Raw genomic sequence first — 16,014 nt, 5'->3', positions numbered from 1 at the left:
CACCGCAGCACTCCAAAAACGCGGGCAAGCGGCGGTTTAGTGTCAAAATAGTGGTTTTCCGCGCTCCGGAACCGCCGGCGCGCCTTGTTTTCCAGCTTTCTCCAGCTACGAGTTCACCATGAGCGATATCAAGAAAGTCGTGCTCGCCTATTCGGGCGGCCTCGACACCTCCGTCATCCTGAAGTGGTTGCAGGACAATTACGACGCCGAAGTCGTCACGTTTACGGCCGACATCGGCCAGGGCGAAGAGCTGGAACCGGCGCGCAAGAAAGCCCTGCAACTCGGCATCAAACAGGACAACATCTTCATCGAAGACCTGCGCGAAGAATTCGTGCGCGACTACGTGTTCCCGATGTTCCGCGCCAACACGATCTATGAAGGCGAATACCTGCTGGGCACGTCGATCGCACGTCCGCTGATCGCCAAGCGTCAGATCGAAATCGCCCGCGCCACTGGCGCGCAAGCGGTCTCGCACGGCGCAACCGGCAAGGGCAACGACCAGGTTCGCTTCGAACTCGGTTATTACGCGCTGGAACCGGGCATCAAGGTGATCGCACCGTGGCGCGAATGGGATCTGCTGTCGCGCGAAAAACTGCTCGCGTACGCTGAAAAGGCCGGCATTCCGATCGAAATGAAGCACAAGCAAGGTGGCGCGCCGTATTCGATGGACGCGAACCTGCTGCACATCTCGTTCGAAGGCCGCCACCTGGAAGACCCGAAGGCCGAAGCCGAAGCCGATATGTGGCGTTGGACGGTGTCGCCGGAACAGGCGCCCGACCAGGCTGAATACCTCGACATCGAGTACGAGCACGGCGACCCGGTCGCGATCAACGGCAAGCGTCTTTCGCCGGCTGAAATGCTGACCGAGCTGAACCGCTTGGGCGGCAAGCACGGCATCGGCCGTCTGGACCTGGTCGAAAACCGTTACGTCGGCATGAAGTCGCGCGGCTGCTATGAAACGCCGGGCGGCACGATCATGCTGAAGGCGCACCGCGGTATCGAGTCGATCACGCTCGACCGCGAAGTGGCCCACCTGAAAGACGACCTGATGGCCCGTTACGCATCGCTGATTTACAACGGCTACTGGTGGAGCCCGGAGCGTCGCGCAATCCAGGTGCTGATCGACCATACGCAAGAGAAGGTCAATGGCTGGGTGCGTGTGAAGCTATACAAGGGCAGCGTCTCGGTTGTCGCGCGCGATTCGAAGGAAACGCTGTTCGACAAGACGATCGCTACGTTCGACGACGACGGCGGTGCGTACAACCAGGCCGACGCTGGCGGGTTTATCAAGCTCAACGCGCTGCGTATGCGGATTGCGGAGAATGCGCGTCGTCAGCGCGACTAAGCGTTAGCATTGGTGAGGGCTAACTTCGCGTTAGCGAAGTTAAGCGCCGAGAAGCGCAGCCGAAGCCGAAGCTCAGATGCAAAAAAGGCGCCAGGAGGAAACTCCCGGCGCCTTTTTCATTGCTGCATGCCGCTCACGCAATCACAAGCAAACCGGCTCCGCTTCCAGTTCAACCCCAAATCGCGCCAGCACATCGCGCTGAACCGCCTTTGCGAGCGCCAACACTTCGGCACCGCTCGCCCCACCGCGATTGACCAGCACCAGCGCCTGCCGCTCGTGCACGGCCGCTGCACCCATCGCGCGGCCTTTCCAGCCACATCGATCGATCAGCCAGCCCGCCGCGAGCTTCACCCGGCCGTCCGGCTGCGGGTAAGACACAAGCTCGGGCTCCTTGACCTTCAGCGCTTCGAACTGCGTGGCTTCGACGACCGGATTCTTGAAGAAACTCCCGGCGTTACCCAACTGAAGCGGATCGGGCAGCTTGGCGCGCCGCACCGCGACTACCGCGTCGAAAATCGCCTGCGCACTCGGCGCGGCGGCATCGGCATGACCACCGGCAGCCAGTTCACGCGCGATATCCGCATAGCCGGCACGCGGCTGCCAAACCTTCGGCAAACGGAAAGTGACCGACGTGATGACAAACCGGTCGCGCCCTTCCCGCTTGAAAAAACTGTCGCGGTAACCGAATCGGCACGCTTTTGCATCGAGTTCGACGACGGCGCCCGTTTCCAGCTCGACCGCCCGCAGCGACGCGAATCGCTCGCACATTTCCAGCCCATAAGCGCCGATGTTCTGAATCGGCGCCGCCCCCACCGTGCCCGGAATCAGCCCGAGGTTCTCCAGCCCCGGCAGCCCTTGCGACAAAGTCCACGCGACAAAGTCATGCCATGGCTCGCCGGCTGCCGCCTCGACGTACCATGCATCATCGTCCTCGCGCACGACGCGGCGGCCTTGCAGCGCCACCAGCAGCACCAGTCCGGCGAAATCGCCCGTCAGCACGACATTACTGCCGCCGCCCAGCACCAGTCGCGGCAAGCCGGTAGCACGCGGATCGCGCACGGCAGCCATCAGTTGCGCTTCGTGCTCGATCCGGCACGCAAACTGCGCGCGAACATCGAAACCGAAGGTGTTATGCGCCTTCAGCGGATAGCCGGCAATGAACGCGGCGGAGTCGGATCGGGACATCGGAATGAGAAGAATGGAACGGCCAGCTAAACGACATCAGGCCCCGGCCGCACGACAATGCGCGGCGGCCTTAGGCAAAAGGGAGTGGCGTCGGTAAAATGACGTCCGGTCCGTGATTATAGCGAGTGCCTCGTGAGCAGCCGACCGGCCGCGCCACGCACCGCAGCACTATTGGGAGAAAACAATGCCATCGTTTGACGTCGTCTGCGAAGCAGACATGATCGAAGTCAAGAACGCGATCGAGCAGTCCAACAAGGAAATTTCAACCCGCTTCGACTTCAAAGGGTCGGACGCGCGCGTCGAGCACAAGGAAAGCGAAATCACCGCCTACGCCGACGACGACTTCAAGCTCGGTCAGGTGAAAGACGTCCTGCTGTCGAAAATGGCCAAGCGCAATGTGGATGTGCGCTTTCTCGACTACGGCAAGATCGAGAAGATCGGCGGCGACAAGGTCAAGCAGATCATCAAGATCAAGAAAGGGGTATCCGGCGATCTGTCGAAGAAAATCGTGCGTCTCGTGAAGGACAGCAAGATCAAGGTCCAGGCGAGCATTCAGGGCGACGCGGTGCGCATCACCGGCGGCAAGCGCGACGATCTGCAAAGCGTGATCGCGATGCTGCGCAAGGACGTGACTGACACTCCGCTCGACTTCAATAACTTCCGCGACTGAACGCGCGTCGCGCTCAAGGCCGAGTGCGTGTCGCCCCTCGGCAATGCGCGTGCGTTGAGGCTCGGCAACGTGCCGCGTCGACATTCGGCGCCCGACTCAGTACCCGCACGGATTGCATGCGCTCGGCACATAGCCCATGCGCGTTCAGCGCGTACTTCGTGAAGGCACTCAGGCACGCCGGCTAACACCCGGCGGTACCCCGCCCAAGTTCGAGGTTCGTTACGACCCGCCGCGCTACGCCGCTGCGTCAGGTTTCTTCTTCGCGCCGATGCGGCTTTCCTGGCCGCGCATCAACTTGGCGATGTTGCCGCGGTGGCGCCAGACTAGCAGCGAACTCATCACGACAATCGCCAGCGCGATGATATGCGGCCCGAACAGAAAGCCGTCGAAGATCGGTGCGAACACCGCCGCGGCCAGTGCCGCCAGCGAAGAATAGCGCGTAAAAAACGCCACGATCAGCCACGTAAGCAAGGTGGCCACGCCAAGGATCGGGTTGATCGCGAGCAGCACGCCCGCCGCGGTCGCCACGCCCTTGCCGCCCTTGAAGCGGAAGAAGATCGGATACAGGTGGCCGAGAAACACTGCAATGGACGCAATCGCGACCGACGTTTCGTCGAGGCCGTAACGCGCGCCGAAGTGCACCACGAACCACACCGGCAGCCATCCTTTAAAGGCGTCGCCGATCAGGGTGAGAATCGCGGCCTTCTTGCTGCCGCTGCGCAGCACGTTGGTGGCGCCCGGGTTGCCCGAGCCGTACGAGCGCGGGTCGTCCAGCCCCATGGCGGCGCTCACGATCACGGCAAACGACACCGAGCCGATCAGGTAGGCAACGACAGCAACGATCAGGTTTTGCATCTGGGACTCTTATAAGGATCGGCGGTCTGAAACTCGACACCCCAACCGCAACAGGGAACAAGGCGGCGCACATTCTACCGAACCCACCCGCCCGGAAAACATTGAGACAAACGTCAATCGACGCTCGCGCACTGAACCGGCTTCGCCGCCAGCAAGCCGGTCAAAATCGTGGGCTCGATGCTGACCAGAAAACCGCGCCGCCCGCCGTTCAGCCAGATCTTGTCCATCTCGAGGATGCTCGACTCGACGTACACCGGCATCTGTTTGCGCGTACCAAACGGCGATGTGCCGCCGATCAGATAGCCGGAATGCCGGCTCGCCACCTCGGGCTTGCATGGCTCGACGCGTTTCGCGCCAATCTGCCGCGCCAGATTCTTGGTGCTGACGGTTCGGTCGCCGTGCATCAGTACGATCAGCGGTTTGGCGTGCTCGTCTTCCATCACCAACGTCTTCACGACATGATGTTCGTCCACGCCGAGCTGGCGCGCCGATTCCTCGGTGCCGCCGTGCTCCACGTAATCATAAGGATGTTCGCCGAAAGTGACGCCGTGACGGTGCAGAAACTGCGTCGCGGGCGTTTCGGAAACGTGTCTGGATTTGCTCATCGGCGCATTGTAATGGCGAGTTTGCGCAACGGCTATTTGCCGAACGGCCAATTGTGCGGGATCGGCGATTGTGGCACGATCGTTCGCAAATCTTCCGGCACACTGTATGCCGGGCACTGAATACGTTTAGCGACCATGCAGAGCTCGAACTCTGGTCGACAGCTTTGCATGGGACCAGAGTAAGGCGCTAAAGCGCCAACTCTGGTCGACACAGGAGACAGCATTGAGCCTCGATTCATCCACCCGTTCCACGATCGACATTCCCGCGCTGCTGGCCGCCCTGCCCACGCGTATTGCCGACATTCCGGCGCTCGCGGCCGCGCGCGACCCGCAACACGTCGCCCTGATCGAGGATGCGCGCCGCCTCACCAGCGCGCAGCTTCTGGAAGCCGTCAATACCACCGCCGCGCAGTTGCGCGAATGGGGCGTGCGTGGCGGCGATCGCGTGATGATCGTGGCCGAAAACAGCATCGTGCAGATCGTGCTGCTGTTCGCCACCGCGCAGCTCGACGCGTGGGCGCTGGTGTCGAATGCCCGCCTGTCCGCAGCCGAACTTGACGCGATCCGGGCGCACGCGCAGCCTCGCTTGGTCGCGTACGCGGTCGAAAGCTCCGTGGATGCCCAACAGCATGCGCAGCGGCACCAAGCCACTACAGCGCCTGCCATCACGCCGGATATCGGCGCCTGGTCGTACACGATCGACGCCGACGCGAAAGCCGAGCCGGTCGAAGCCGCGAATGACCGTCAATGCGCCGCGCTGATCTACACCACGGGAACCACGGGCGCGCCGAAAGGCGTGATGCTGTCCCACTGCAATCTGCTCTTCATCGCAGCCGTCTCGAGCCGTTTGCGCAATGTCGGTCCGGACGATGTCGTGTACGCCGTTCTGCCGATCTCGCACGTGTACGGCTTTGCGTCGGTCTGCCTCGGCAGCCTGCACGCCGGCGCGACCTTGCGCCTCGCTCCGCGTTTCGCACCGGAAGCGGTGCGGCGGGCGCTCGCCGACGAGCGCGTGTCGATCTTTCAGGGCGTCCCGGCCATGCACGCCAAACTGCTCGAACATTTGCAAACGCACGGCCACGCGTGGTCCGCGCCGCGTCTACGCTTTGCCTATTCGGGCGGCTCGCCGCTCGACGCCGCGCTCAAGGCGCACGTCGAAAGCGTCTACGGCCTGCCGCTCCACAACGGCTATGGCATGACCGAGAGCAGTCCGACCGTCTCCCACACCATGCTCGATGCGCCGCGCAGCGATTGCTCAGTCGGTGAGGTCATTCCTGGCGTCGAGGTGCGGTTCGTCGGACTCGACGGCGTGGATGCCGCGCCGGGCGAAATCGGCGAACTGTGGGTGCGTGGCCCGAACGTGATGCTGGGCTACTACCGCAGCCCAGAGCAGACCCGCGCCGTCGTTACCGAAGTCGGCTGGCTCAAGACCGGCGATCTCGCCCGGCAGGACGCAGACGGTGCGTTGCATATCGTCGGGCGCAGCAAGGAGCTGATCATCCGCTCGGGCTTCAACGTGTATCCCGCGGAAGTCGAGCACGTGTTGAACGCGCATCCGCAGGTCGTGCAGTCGGCGGTGATCGGGCGCGCCGTGGAAGGTAACGAGGAAGTAGTCGCGTTCGTCGAATTGATCGCGGGCGCGAAGGTGACGCCGGCCGAACTGATCGCGTGGTGCGGCGAGCGTCTCGCGCCGTACAAGCGCCCTGCCGAAGTGAAAGTGCTCGCCGCGCTGCCGGCCGCGTCGACTGGCAAGATTCTCAAGCACCGGCTTCGCGAATTCGTCTAACGCGCCTCACCCGCGCGGATGATGCTGCGCGTGCAGCGACTTCAAGCGTTCGCGGGCCACGTGCGTATAGATTTGCGTGGTCGAGATATCCGTATGACCGAGTAGCAACTGAACGACGCGCAAATCGGCGCCATGGTTCAGCAGGTGCGTCGCGAACGCGTGCCGCAACGTATGCGGCGAGAGCGGCGCGCGCACGTCGGCCGCCGCCGCGTGACGCTTGATGATGTTCCAGAACTGCTGGCGGGTCATGCCCTCCGCGCGGCTCGTGACGAACAGTGCGTCCGTCGCGCGCGCACCGAGCAAAGCCGGACGCGCTTCGCGCAGATAGCGTTCGATCCAGCCATGCGCCTCTTCGCCGAAGGGAATCAGGCGCTCTTTCGAACCCTTGCCCATCACGCGCACTACGCCTTCGTTCAGGCCCACTTCCACCGTCTTCAGCGTGACGAGTTCGGTGACTCGCAAACCGCTCGCATACATCAATTCCAGCATGGTGCGATCGCGCAGGCCCAAGGGCGTGTCGATATCCGGTGCACCGAGCAGCGCTTCGACTTGCGCTTCGCTGAGCGTCGACGGAAAACGCGGCGGTTGCTTGGCCGAACGGATACGCACGGTCGGATCGGCCTTTGCGCGATGCTCGCGCACGGCCCAGCCGTAATAGCGGCGAAACACCGAAAGCCGCCGGTTCGCCGAGGTGGACTTGTCTTTCTGACGAGCCGCGCTGTAGGCGTTGAGATCGGCCTCGCTGGCGGTGTCGAGCGATGTGTTGCGGGTTTGCGCGAGCCATTCGCAGAACAGCCGCAGATCGCGCCGGTATGCATCGAGCGTGTTGCGCGACAAGCCGTGCTCGAGCCACAACGCGTCGCAGAAGGCGTCGATCGAGGCCGAGCTCGATACAAACAAAGGTGACGCGATGGGCGCGTCGTCAGCCACGGTGTCGCTCATGCGTAGGGAATGCCTTCATGCGCCAGAAGCCAGCGCTTGACGTTGCGAAAGAAGCCGTCTCCGGCGTGATGCGCGAATCCGCCGATGCCGCTCGCACTAACCACCCGATGACACGGGATCACGATCGGAAAGTAATTGGAACCACACGCCTGGCCGACCGCGCGCGGCACACTACCTAGCTGCCGTGCAAGTTGCCCGTAGGTCAACACGACGCCCGGCGGGATGTCGCTGATCGCTTGCCACACGCGCCGCTGAAACGGGGTGCCGACCGCTGCCAGCGGCAATTCGAACTTCGCGGACGCCCGCTCGAAATATTGCTCGATCTGCTCGACGGCCTGCTTTGCCAGAGGCGTGTCCGGCGTCACGCTCTGCACCGACTCCGGCAGATAGACGATCTCACGTACGGCCTCGCCTTCGAGGCGAATGCCGACCTTGCCGAACGGTGCATCAATCACTGCATTGAACATGGTTGCTTGCCTCATGACTCGACCGGCGCCTTTTAAACGTCACGGTAGCGTACCTGCATGGGGTGCAGTTGGCTTCGCGCAGAAAAACCGCCGCCGAATTGCCGCTACTTTACGCCGCTTCCAACGCCCATTCCACATGCTCGCGCACCACGGCAGAAGGATCTTCAACGCGCAACTTCAGCGCATCAACAATTGCCTCGCGCGCATCCACACTCAAACTCTCCGACGAAGCCCGCAGCGCATTACCCATCCCCACAGCCAGATTGCGCAACCAACTCTCATAGCCGATGCGACGAATCGCACTGCCCTGCATGCGCGTATCGAACTCGTCGGCGGACCATGCAAACAGTTCGACCAGCGTCGCGCGATCGAGTCCATGCCGCACATCGAAATCGGCGACCGGCGCGGCCTGCGCAAACTTGTTCCAAGGACACACGAGCTGGCAATCGTCGCAGCCATACACACGATTACCGATCAGCGGCCGCATTTCCAGGGGAATATTGCCCTTCAATTCGATCGTCAGATACGAAATACAGAGGCGTGCATCGACCTTATAGGGCGCCACGATCGCCCCCGTCGGACAGGCATCGATGCAGCGCGTGCAACTGCCGCAATGCGAGCCCGGCGTTTCGGGCGCGTCGTCGGGCGACGTCTCGGCATCTGTCGGCAAGGGCACATCGACGTAGATTTCGCCCAGGAAAAACAGCGAACCCGCGTCGCGCTGCAGCAGCAGCGTGTGTTTGCCACGCCAGCCGATTCCGGCCTTCTGGGCAAGTTCCACTTCGAGCACCGGCGCCGAATCGGTAAATACGCGGTAGCCGAACGCGCCAATCTCCGCCTCGATTTTCTCGGCCAGATGTTGCAAACGGTTACGCATTACCTTGTGATAATCGCGGCCCCGCGCATAGATCGACACCACTGCGGCCGACGGGTCCGCAAGCCGCGCATGCTCCGCTGCGCGCCAGTCTGGCGGCGCCGGCGGTACGTCCTGCAAAGCGCTTTCGTGCGCCTTTCCGCTCAATGTTTCCGCAGGCAAATAGGCGATGCGCGCGGTAATCACACGTCGCGTGCCGGCCACAAGCTCGGCGGGGCGCGCGCGTTTCATACCGTGTTTCGCCATATAATCCATCTCGCCGTGGCACCCCGCTTCCAGCCATGCTGCAAGCGGCGCTTCGGCAGCGGAGAGATCGGTGTCGCTGATGCCGATCGCCCCAAAACCCAGTTCACGGCCCCACGTTTTGATGTTGAGCGCGAGCGCACTCAGCGCCGCTTCATCGAAATGACGCTCGGCACGCACATCGTCGTTTGACGCAGGCGTGCAGGGAACAGGGGACTCCGGACTTCGGTTCATCACGCCATTTTACGAGAATGCCCGTCAATCCCGATCTCGCGATCCAACCGCCCGCCGATATCCTGCTCGAACGCTCCTTCGCGCTCGCGGACGAGGCCGCCACCAACGCATTCGGCAAGCGCTTCGCGCAGGCGATCGAAAGCGTGCGCGAGTTGCAACAAACTGGGCAACAACACACGCCAGGCGTCGCGGGTCATCAGGCATTCCACGGACTGCAAGTCCAACTCGTCGGCGACCTCGGCGCCGGCAAAACCACACTCGTGCGCGCGACCTTGCGCGGCCTCGGCCACGTCGGCCGCGTACGCAGTCCCACCTACACACTCGTCGAACCCTACGTGCTCGAGCGGCCCGCTGGGGAACTCGCGCTCTATCACTTCGATCTGTATAGATTCACGGACCCGGCCGAATGGGCCGACGCGGGCTTTCGCGAGTACTTCGACAGCGGCGCCATCTGCCTCGTCGAATGGCCGCAGCGTGCCGGGCGTCTCCTTGGCGTGCCGGATCTCGTCTTCGCGCTCGACCTGGATCAAGGGGGCGACGGCCGGGTACTCGTCGCACGGGCATACAGCGAATCAGGAAAGGCATGTCTCGAAAGATGTTGATCAAACCGTTCCGCTCGATCGAATCGGCGGCTACCGCAACACATAACTGGCGGCGCCGGCAGATTCTGCGCGCGGGTGCGTCCACGCTGGTGCTCGGCCTTGTTGCCCCGCGTCTCGCGTGGGCGAGCTCGGTGCTGGGCGTGCGGGTCTGGCCGGCGCGCGATTACACGCGCGTAACGATCGAATCGGACCAGCCATTGCAGAACGCGCAGCAGTTGCTGCAGGGTCCTGACCGGCTGGTGGTCGATCTGAGCGGCCTCGATCTGGATCAGGCGCTGAAGGATCTGGTATCGAAGATCACGCCGAACGATCCGCAGATCCAGTCGGTGCGTGTCGGGCAATATCAGCCGCACGTCGTGCGTATGGTCTTCGATCTGAAGGGCTCGGTGAAGCCGCAGGTGTTCACGCTGCCGCCGGTCGGCGCGTACAAATATCGGCTGGTGTTCGACCTGTACCCCGCCGTCGCACCCGATCCGTTGATGGATCTGCTCGCGCAGACCGAGCGCAAGCAGCAAACGCTGGACGAAAACAACGCCCCGCCCGCCACACTGAGCGGCCCCGGCACCACGCCGCCCACCGCCGACAACAGCGAAGCCTTTTTCGAGCGCTATGCGCAGAACGGCGGTGGCGGGACGGCGCCGAACCTACCGCGTCCGCCGGTGCACGTTGTGCCGACACCGGCTCCGCCCATCCTCGGCAAGCCTTCTACCCCGACGCCGCCCGTCGCGCCGCCCACAGCCATCGCCCGCAACAAAGGCGGCACGAGTGGCAGCAACCTCGGTGGCGACGACAACGACGGCGACGATAACTACGCCTTCACCAACCCGAAAACCGGCAAGAGCAACACGGTGCGTCTGCTCACCGTCGCGGTCGATCCGGGTCACGGTGGCGAAGACCCGGGCGCAATCGGCGGTTCGGGCACGTACGAGAAACACGTCGCACTCGACATCGCGAAGAAGCTGCGCGCGAAGATCGACGCGCAGCCGAATATGCGCGCCATGATGACGCGCGACGCCGATTTCTTCGTGCCGCTCAATGTGCGCGTGCAGAAGGCGCGGCGCGTCGGCGCGGACCTGTTCGTGTCGATCCACGCGGACGCGTTCACCACGCCCGATGCGAAGGGCTCGTCGGTGTTCGCGTTGTCGGAGCACGGCGCGTCGAGCGCCGCGGCGCGCTGGATGGCGAACAAGGAGAACTCGTCGGATCAGATCGGCGGGATCAACATCAAGTCCGCCGACGCGACCGTCAATCGCGCGCTGTTCGATATGTCGACCACCGCGCAGATTCGCGATTCGATGCGCTACGGCAACTTCGTGCTGAAGGAGATCGGCGGGATCAACAAGCTGCACAAAGGCTCGGTCGAACAGGCCGGCTTTGCCGTGCTGAAGGCGCCGGATATTCCGTCGATCCTCGTGGAGACCGCCTTCATCAGCAACCCGGATGAAGAGCGCCGCCTGAACGACGACGCGTATCGGGAGAAAATGGCCGATGCGATCATGACCGGCATCAAGCGCTATTTCGCGGCGAATCCGCCGTTGGCGAAAAACCGCATGACCTGACGCGAGCCTGCATGACACCACGTCATGCAGGCGATAAAAAAACGGCCGCTCGATGCGGCCGTTTTTTCTGCTTCACGCCTAAGAGGCCATCAACGCGCCGGTGAAAACCGCTGCACCACCCAACCGCCGAACACATTCACCGCCAACCCCGCCATCACAAGCAACGCGCCCACGATCTGCGCCTCGGACAACTGCTCGTCGAGAAACAGGGACGCCGACGCCAGCCCGACAATCGGCACCAGCAGCGAGAACGGCGCCACCTGGCTCGCCGGATAGCGCGACAGAAGCCGGCTCCACAACCCGTAGCCGATCAGCGTCGCGATAAACGCGAGATACACGATGGCGAAAATCGACATCGCACTGATCCCGGACAGCGCCGCGACGATCCGCTGCGGCCCCTCGAAGGCGTACGACAGCGCGAAAAACGGCAACGGCGGAATCAGGCTGCCCCACACCACCAGCCCGACCAGATCGACCTTGCCGACCTTCTTCGTGACGATGTTGCCGAGCGCCCACGAACACGCGGCGCACAGCGTGAGGACGAAGCCTGCGAGCGTCATCGCATGGCCGCCTTGCATGCCGATGACCGCGAGGCCGCCCGCGGCGATCAGCAAACCGACGATGTTCGGCACGCGGAAACGCTCATGCAGAAACAGCGCCGCGAAGATCAACGTGAAGAATGCCTGCGCCTGCAAGACGAGCGACGCGAGTCCCGCGGGCATGCCGACGTACATGGCCGAGAACAGGAAAGCGAATTGCCCGAACGAAATCGTCGCGCCGTAAGCGAGCAGCCAGCGCCACGGCATCTGCGGCCGCTTGACGAAAAACACTGCCGGCACGGCGGCGAGCGCGAAACGCAACGCGCCGAGCAGCATCGGCGGCACACCGTGCAGACCCACCTTGATCACGACGAAATTGACGCCCCACGCAATCACGACGACCAGCGCGAGCAGTAAATCCCTAGGCGACATCCCGGTCTCCATTTCGTTGTTGGATCCGGCAGTTTAGCGGACGTCGCCAGACTCGGCAGTGCGTTAAAACGTAGTTAGCCGTTCAGCCAGTTTTCCACGCGCAACCCCGGATAGGCGGCGAAGTCGCGTTCGTTGTTGGTCACCAGCACCACGTCAAGCCCCACGGCATGTGCCGCGATCAGCTTGTCGAGTTGATCCTTCTTACGCTCGCGCGTCGCTTCGCGAATCGGACCGTACGCGCTTGCTGCAGCGCTGTCGAACGGCATGACCAGAATGTCTTCGGCAAGCGCCGCCAGACTGCGGCGATCGCGCGCGCGGTTCGCCGATACCGCCACGCCGTATTCGAGTTCCGCAAAGGTGATGGCCGACATCACCACGTCGCCAACCAGACATTGTGCAAAGCGCTTCGCGACCTGTTCCGGCTGGTTCTTCATCAGGTAGATGCAGATATTGGTGTCGAGCATGTAGCGCGGCATTACAAATCCTCGCGCTCGGCCTGCTCGTGATCACCACGACCTTCCGCCATGAAGTCGGGCCCAAATTTCGCGAATTTCTTGAGCACGCCGGTCAGCGGACGCCTGGTTGGACGGATCCGCAATTCTTCGCCGACCCGTTCGATTTCAACCTCGACGTCGGCCCGGTCGAAGGCCAATTCGGCTGGAATACGCACGGCTTGCGAATTGCCGTTGCGAAAGACTTTGGTGAGCATGCTGAACTCCTGCTGCGGATGTACGCTGTATGTACGAGCTAATACTATAGTTCTCCGCGCCGTCAATGTAAATACATGTGTGTACATTGGCGGCGCAGAATGCGGCCGCGGCCTCAACCGCAGTAGAATCATCCATTAAACAAAATCCAACCCACCCTTCCAGCCGAGCCTGCCCATGTCTTCCTCGATCAAAGCAGTTCTCAAACCACATCTGCGCGACGTCGGCAGCCTCACCGTGCGGCGTGTGCTGCCGGCCATGGCTGCGCGCCTGATCGGCCCGTTCATCTTTTTCGACCACATGGGCCCCGCCACGCTCGACCCCGGCGTTGGGCTGGACGTGCGTCCGCACCCACATATCGGCCTCGCCACCGTCACGTATCTGTTCGAAGGCTCGATCATGCATCGCGACAGCCTCGGCTCCGAGCAGAAGATCGTCCCGGGCGACGTCAACTGGATGACTGCCGGACGTGGCATCGTCCATTCCGAGCGCACGCCGGCTGAAGACCGCGCAAGCGGTCTCGCCATGCACGGCATCCAGACCTGGGTCGCGCTGCCGCTCGACGACGAAGACATCGAACCGTCCTTCGCTCATCATGCGGCGGACACGCTGCCGGTGGTCGAGCGCAACGGCGTCACGCTGCGCGTGATCGCGGGCACGGCGTTCGGCGAAACCTCGCCGGTCGCGACTTTTTCCGGCACGCTCTACGTGGCCGCCGAGTTCGCCCCGGGCGGCGCCTTCGCGCTTGAACCGGAACACGAGGAACGCGGTGTCTATCTGGTGGACGGCGATCTGGAGATCGACGGCACGCCGCTCGAAGTCGGCCAGATGGCCGTGCTCGCACTCGACGAAACTGTCACGCTGGCCAGCACCCACGGCGCGCGCGTGATGCTGCTCGGCGGCGAGAAACTGGATGGCGAGCGCTTTATCGAATGGAATTTCGTCGCCAGTTCGCGCGAGAAGATCGAAGCCGCGAAGCTGGCGTGGACCAATCAGGAGATGGGCAAGGTGCCCGGCGAAACCGAATGGATTCCGCTGCCGACAAGAAAATGAGCGAGCAAGGCGGCGTTCATTCGGTCGCCGCCGGCAAGCTCGCCGTCTGTGCGAGCATGTGCGGCCGCGGTAGGCTGCATCCGTCGCGTTGAACCATTGAATTCGCGGCATACGGCCCCATCTAGCCGACAAACCGTTTTTATCGACGAGGACGCAATGGACACCACTCTGGCCACTTTCGAACAGGACGTCATCACGGCGTCGACACTGGCCCCTGTGCTGGTCGATTTCTGGGCGCCGTGGTGCGGCCCCTGCAAGACGCTCGGCCCGATGCTCGAGAAGCTCGAAGCCGAAGCCGCCGGCAAATGGAAGCTGGTGAAAGTGAACGTCGACGAGAACCAGGAACTGGCCGCGCACTTCCAGGTGCGCAGCATTCCGCACGTCATGGCGTTTGCGGATGGCCAGCCGGTCGATCAATTCGTCGGCGTGCTGCCGGAAGGCCAGTTGCGCGAGTTTATCGAGCGCCTCGTGCCGCAAGGCGCAGACGCGGCACGTCTTGAAGCGCAAGCCGCGTTGGCCGAAGGGCGTCGTGAGGATGCGTATGACGCGCTGCAAGCTGCCCTCGCCTACGACCCAGGCTTCGACGAAGCGCGCATGGATCGCATCGAAATGCTGCTCGAAGATAATCGCATCGACGAAGCGCGCAACGAAGTCGACCTGCTGTCGCCGAAAACCACGCAAGGGATCGACGCCCGCTTCAACGCGATCAAGACGCGGCTCGATGCGGTAGACGCGGCGGCTGACCTGCCGCCTACGGATGCACTCGAAGCCAAAGTCGCAGCGAATCCGGACGATCTCGAAGCGCGCTTCGATCTGGCTAGCGCGTTCATCGCCCGTCGCAAATATGAAGGCGCGCTCGAGCATCTGCTAGCCATCGTGCAGCGTGACCGCACGTTCCGCGACGACATCGGCCGCAAGACGATGCTGTCGGTGTTCGATCTCGCCGCGCATCAGCCGGAGCTGGTGTCGCAATGGCGGCGCAAGCTAAGCGCTTTGCTGTATTAACTGGCTGTGTGTTCAGGCGCGGCGAACGAGCCGCGCCTGCTCCGCCAACGCCCGCAACACATGCGCGGCAGCAGCAAAGCCGAAGCTCGCGGTCACGCATACGCTCGACCCAAATCCCGCACAGTTCAAACCCACTGGTCCCGTATGTCCCGGCGACGTCGTGACGTGCTCCGCTTCCTCATCGATGTCGCAAACAGCGGCTTCCGGATAGATCAGCGGCTCATCGGAATACACCGCGCTCACCTTGAACTTCGCCTTCGGGCCACGCGGAAAACCATGCCGTTTGCGCAACTGCCCGCGCACTTTTGACAGCAACGGGTCCTGGATGGTCAACGCGAGATCGTCGATCCGGATACGCGTCGGGTCCAGTTGGCCGCCCGCGCCGCCCACCGTAATCAACGGCTGCTTCTTCTCGACGCACCACGCGATCAATGCGGTCTTGGTGCGCACACTGTCGATCGCATCGATCACGTAATCGAAACCACCGCCGAGCGTCGCCGCAAAATTGTCCGGCTCGACAAAGTCTTCAATCAGCCGCACGTCGCAGAACGGATTGATTGCCGCGATGCGTTCGGCCATCGCCTCGACCTTCGGTTTTCCGTAGTTGCCGTCCAGCGCATGGATCTGGCGGTTAGTGTTGCTCTCGGCAACATTGTCGAGGTCGATCAAGGTCAGCGTGCCGACCGCGCTGCGCGCCAACGCCTCGGCCACCCACGAGCCAACCCCGCCAATGCCGATCACAGCGACATGGGCCCCTTCGAACGCAGCGAGCGCCGGCGCGCCGTACAGGCGGGCAATGCCGCCGAAGCGCCGCGCGCGATCGGCGGTTTCACTCCCGTCGAGGCTGGTAGTAAGATCGGACTGCGCGGTGGGGCTGGACATGGTGGAAGGCTCGTTCAAAGCAGGCAAAA

17 protein-coding genes are annotated in these 16,014 nt (G+C 62.9%); 7 read left to right on the top strand and 10 right to left on the bottom strand.

Annotation, left to right across the window (positions count from 1 at the left end; translation table 11 throughout):
* The first annotated feature begins 118 nt into the window (after positions 1-118).
* Positions 119-1,345: an argininosuccinate synthase gene (locus BM438_RS17850; RefSeq protein WP_054034311.1), complete on the top strand. Its 1,227-nt coding sequence runs from the start codon at positions 119-121 to the stop codon at positions 1,343-1,345.
* 141 nt (positions 1,346-1,486) lie between these two features.
* On the opposite strand, the gene murB is transcribed toward BM438_RS17850, so the two are convergent.
* On the bottom strand, positions 1,487-2,530 hold the full coding sequence (gene murB, locus BM438_RS17845) for a UDP-N-acetylmuramate dehydrogenase (protein ID WP_093635708.1): 1,044 nt from the start codon (positions 2,528-2,530) through the stop codon (positions 1,487-1,489).
* Positions 2,531-2,714: 184 nt separating this feature from the next.
* Here murB and BM438_RS17840 point away from each other — a divergent pair, with 184 nt between their 5' ends.
* Complete coding sequence (locus BM438_RS17840) at positions 2,715-3,200, top strand: YajQ family cyclic di-GMP-binding protein (protein WP_054034313.1); 486 nt, start codon at positions 2,715-2,717, stop codon at positions 3,198-3,200.
* A gap of 234 nt (positions 3,201-3,434) precedes the next feature.
* Here BM438_RS17840 and plsY read toward each other — a convergent pair whose 3' ends face one another.
* Positions 3,435-4,055 (bottom strand): glycerol-3-phosphate 1-O-acyltransferase PlsY, encoded by a 621-nt coding sequence (gene plsY / locus BM438_RS17835; protein ID WP_093635706.1) that lies wholly within the window; start codon positions 4,053-4,055, stop codon positions 3,435-3,437.
* A 113-nt stretch (positions 4,056-4,168) separates the two neighbouring features.
* A complete protein-coding gene (ybaK, locus tag BM438_RS17830) occupies positions 4,169-4,660 on the bottom strand; it encodes a Cys-tRNA(Pro) deacylase (protein ID WP_093635704.1) in 492 nt (163 codons plus the stop codon).
* A 223-nt stretch (positions 4,661-4,883) separates the two neighbouring features.
* On the opposite strand from ybaK, the gene BM438_RS17825 reads away from it, so the two are divergent.
* Entirely contained in the window at positions 4,884-6,446 is a 1,563-nt protein-coding gene (locus BM438_RS17825; protein WP_093635702.1) for a class I adenylate-forming enzyme family protein, read from the top strand.
* 6 nt (positions 6,447-6,452) lie between these two features.
* Here BM438_RS17825 and xerD read toward each other — a convergent pair whose 3' ends face one another.
* The 3 genes from xerD to queG form a co-directional block, all read right to left on the bottom strand.
* A complete protein-coding gene (gene xerD / locus BM438_RS17820; RefSeq protein ID WP_054034319.1) occupies positions 6,453-7,388 on the bottom strand; it encodes a site-specific tyrosine recombinase XerD in 936 nt (311 codons plus the stop codon).
* Positions 7,385-7,855, bottom strand: a complete 471-nt coding sequence (locus tag BM438_RS17815) for a methylated-DNA--[protein]-cysteine S-methyltransferase (RefSeq protein ID WP_093635700.1) — start codon at positions 7,853-7,855, stop codon at positions 7,385-7,387. Before BM438_RS17815 ends, xerD begins: the two co-directional genes overlap by 4 nt.
* Positions 7,856-7,964: 109 nt before the next feature.
* Positions 7,965-9,206, bottom strand: coding sequence for a tRNA epoxyqueuosine(34) reductase QueG (gene queG, locus BM438_RS17810; protein WP_093635698.1), 1,242 nt, complete (start codon positions 9,204-9,206; stop codon positions 7,965-7,967).
* Positions 9,207-9,223: 17 nt separating this feature from the next.
* On the opposite strand from queG, the gene tsaE reads away from it, so the two are divergent.
* Both tsaE and BM438_RS17800 read left to right on the top strand, forming a co-directional pair.
* On the top strand, positions 9,224-9,808 hold the full coding sequence (gene tsaE, locus BM438_RS17805) for a tRNA (adenosine(37)-N6)-threonylcarbamoyltransferase complex ATPase subunit type 1 TsaE (RefSeq protein WP_093635696.1): 585 nt from the start codon (positions 9,224-9,226) through the stop codon (positions 9,806-9,808).
* A complete protein-coding gene (locus BM438_RS17800; RefSeq protein ID WP_093635694.1) occupies positions 9,790-11,367 on the top strand; it encodes an N-acetylmuramoyl-L-alanine amidase in 1,578 nt (525 codons plus the stop codon). Before tsaE ends, BM438_RS17800 begins: the two co-directional genes overlap by 19 nt.
* Before the next feature lie 89 nt (positions 11,368-11,456).
* On the opposite strand, the gene BM438_RS17795 is transcribed toward BM438_RS17800, so the two are convergent.
* The 3 genes from BM438_RS17795 to vapB form a co-directional block, all read right to left on the bottom strand.
* On the bottom strand, positions 11,457-12,338 hold the full coding sequence (locus BM438_RS17795) for an EamA family transporter (protein ID WP_054034327.1): 882 nt from the start codon (positions 12,336-12,338) through the stop codon (positions 11,457-11,459).
* 74 nt (positions 12,339-12,412) lie between these two features.
* Positions 12,413-12,814 (bottom strand): type II toxin-antitoxin system VapC family toxin, encoded by a 402-nt coding sequence (locus BM438_RS17790; RefSeq protein WP_093635692.1) that lies wholly within the window; start codon positions 12,812-12,814, stop codon positions 12,413-12,415.
* Positions 12,814-13,047: a type II toxin-antitoxin system VapB family antitoxin gene (gene vapB, locus BM438_RS17785; RefSeq protein WP_054034329.1), complete on the bottom strand. Its 234-nt coding sequence runs from the start codon at positions 13,045-13,047 to the stop codon at positions 12,814-12,816. The genes BM438_RS17790 and vapB overlap by 1 nt, the downstream gene beginning before the upstream one ends.
* 175 nt (positions 13,048-13,222) lie before the next feature.
* On the opposite strand from vapB, the gene BM438_RS17780 reads away from it, so the two are divergent.
* A complete protein-coding gene (locus BM438_RS17780) occupies positions 13,223-14,098 on the top strand; it encodes a pirin family protein (protein ID WP_093635690.1) in 876 nt (291 codons plus the stop codon).
* Between the two features lie 156 nt (positions 14,099-14,254).
* Positions 14,255-15,103, top strand: a complete 849-nt coding sequence (gene trxA / locus BM438_RS17775) for a thioredoxin (RefSeq protein ID WP_093635688.1) — start codon at positions 14,255-14,257, stop codon at positions 15,101-15,103.
* Positions 15,104-15,115: 12 nt separating this feature from the next.
* Here trxA and tcdA read toward each other — a convergent pair whose 3' ends face one another.
* The gene (tcdA, locus tag BM438_RS17770; RefSeq protein ID WP_093635758.1) at positions 15,116-15,985 is read right to left on the bottom strand and encodes a tRNA cyclic N6-threonylcarbamoyladenosine(37) synthase TcdA; all 870 of its coding nucleotides are present in this window, start codon (positions 15,983-15,985) and stop codon (positions 15,116-15,118) included.
* Between the last annotated feature and the right edge of the window lie 29 nt (positions 15,986-16,014).

It is taken from the genome of Paraburkholderia aspalathi, from assembly GCF_900116445.1.
In the GTDB taxonomy this organism is placed as follows: Bacteria; Pseudomonadota; Gammaproteobacteria; order Burkholderiales; family Burkholderiaceae; genus Paraburkholderia; species Paraburkholderia aspalathi.
Note: the sequence above shows the minus strand (reverse complement) of the source record. Positions and strands in the feature narration are given on the sequence as shown.

Excerpts from the sequence above, each read along its gene's own strand:
- BM438_RS17850 (WP_054034311.1), top strand. The coding sequence starts at position 119 with ATGAGCGATATCAAGAAAGTCGTGCTCGCCTATTCGGGCGGCCTCGAC.
- murB (WP_093635708.1), bottom strand. The coding sequence starts at position 2,530 with ATGTCCCGATCCGACTCCGCCGCGTTCATTGCCGGCTATCCGCTGAAG.
- BM438_RS17840 (WP_054034313.1), top strand. The coding sequence starts at position 2,715 with ATGCCATCGTTTGACGTCGTCTGCGAAGCAGACATGATCGAAGTCAAG.
- plsY (WP_093635706.1), bottom strand. The coding sequence starts at position 4,055 with ATGCAAAACCTGATCGTTGCTGTCGTTGCCTACCTGATCGGCTCGGTG.
- ybaK (WP_093635704.1), bottom strand. The coding sequence starts at position 4,660 with ATGAGCAAATCCAGACACGTTTCCGAAACGCCCGCGACGCAGTTTCTG.
- xerD (WP_054034319.1), bottom strand. The coding sequence starts at position 7,388 with ATGAGCGACACCGTGGCTGACGACGCGCCCATCGCGTCACCTTTGTTT.
- BM438_RS17815 (WP_093635700.1), bottom strand. The coding sequence starts at position 7,855 with ATGTTCAATGCAGTGATTGATGCACCGTTCGGCAAGGTCGGCATTCGC.
- queG (WP_093635698.1), bottom strand. The coding sequence starts at position 9,206 with ATGAACCGAAGTCCGGAGTCCCCTGTTCCCTGCACGCCTGCGTCAAAC.
- tsaE (WP_093635696.1), top strand. The coding sequence starts at position 9,224 with ATGCCCGTCAATCCCGATCTCGCGATCCAACCGCCCGCCGATATCCTG.
- BM438_RS17800 (WP_093635694.1), top strand. The coding sequence starts at position 9,790 with ATGTCTCGAAAGATGTTGATCAAACCGTTCCGCTCGATCGAATCGGCG.
- BM438_RS17795 (WP_054034327.1), bottom strand. The coding sequence starts at position 12,338 with ATGTCGCCTAGGGATTTACTGCTCGCGCTGGTCGTCGTGATTGCGTGG.
- BM438_RS17790 (WP_093635692.1), bottom strand. The coding sequence starts at position 12,814 with ATGCCGCGCTACATGCTCGACACCAATATCTGCATCTACCTGATGAAG.
- vapB (WP_054034329.1), bottom strand. The coding sequence starts at position 13,047 with ATGCTCACCAAAGTCTTTCGCAACGGCAATTCGCAAGCCGTGCGTATT.
- BM438_RS17780 (WP_093635690.1), top strand. The coding sequence starts at position 13,223 with ATGTCTTCCTCGATCAAAGCAGTTCTCAAACCACATCTGCGCGACGTC.
- trxA (WP_093635688.1), top strand. The coding sequence starts at position 14,255 with ATGGACACCACTCTGGCCACTTTCGAACAGGACGTCATCACGGCGTCG.
- tcdA (WP_093635758.1), bottom strand. The coding sequence starts at position 15,985 with ATGTCCAGCCCCACCGCGCAGTCCGATCTTACTACCAGCCTCGACGGG.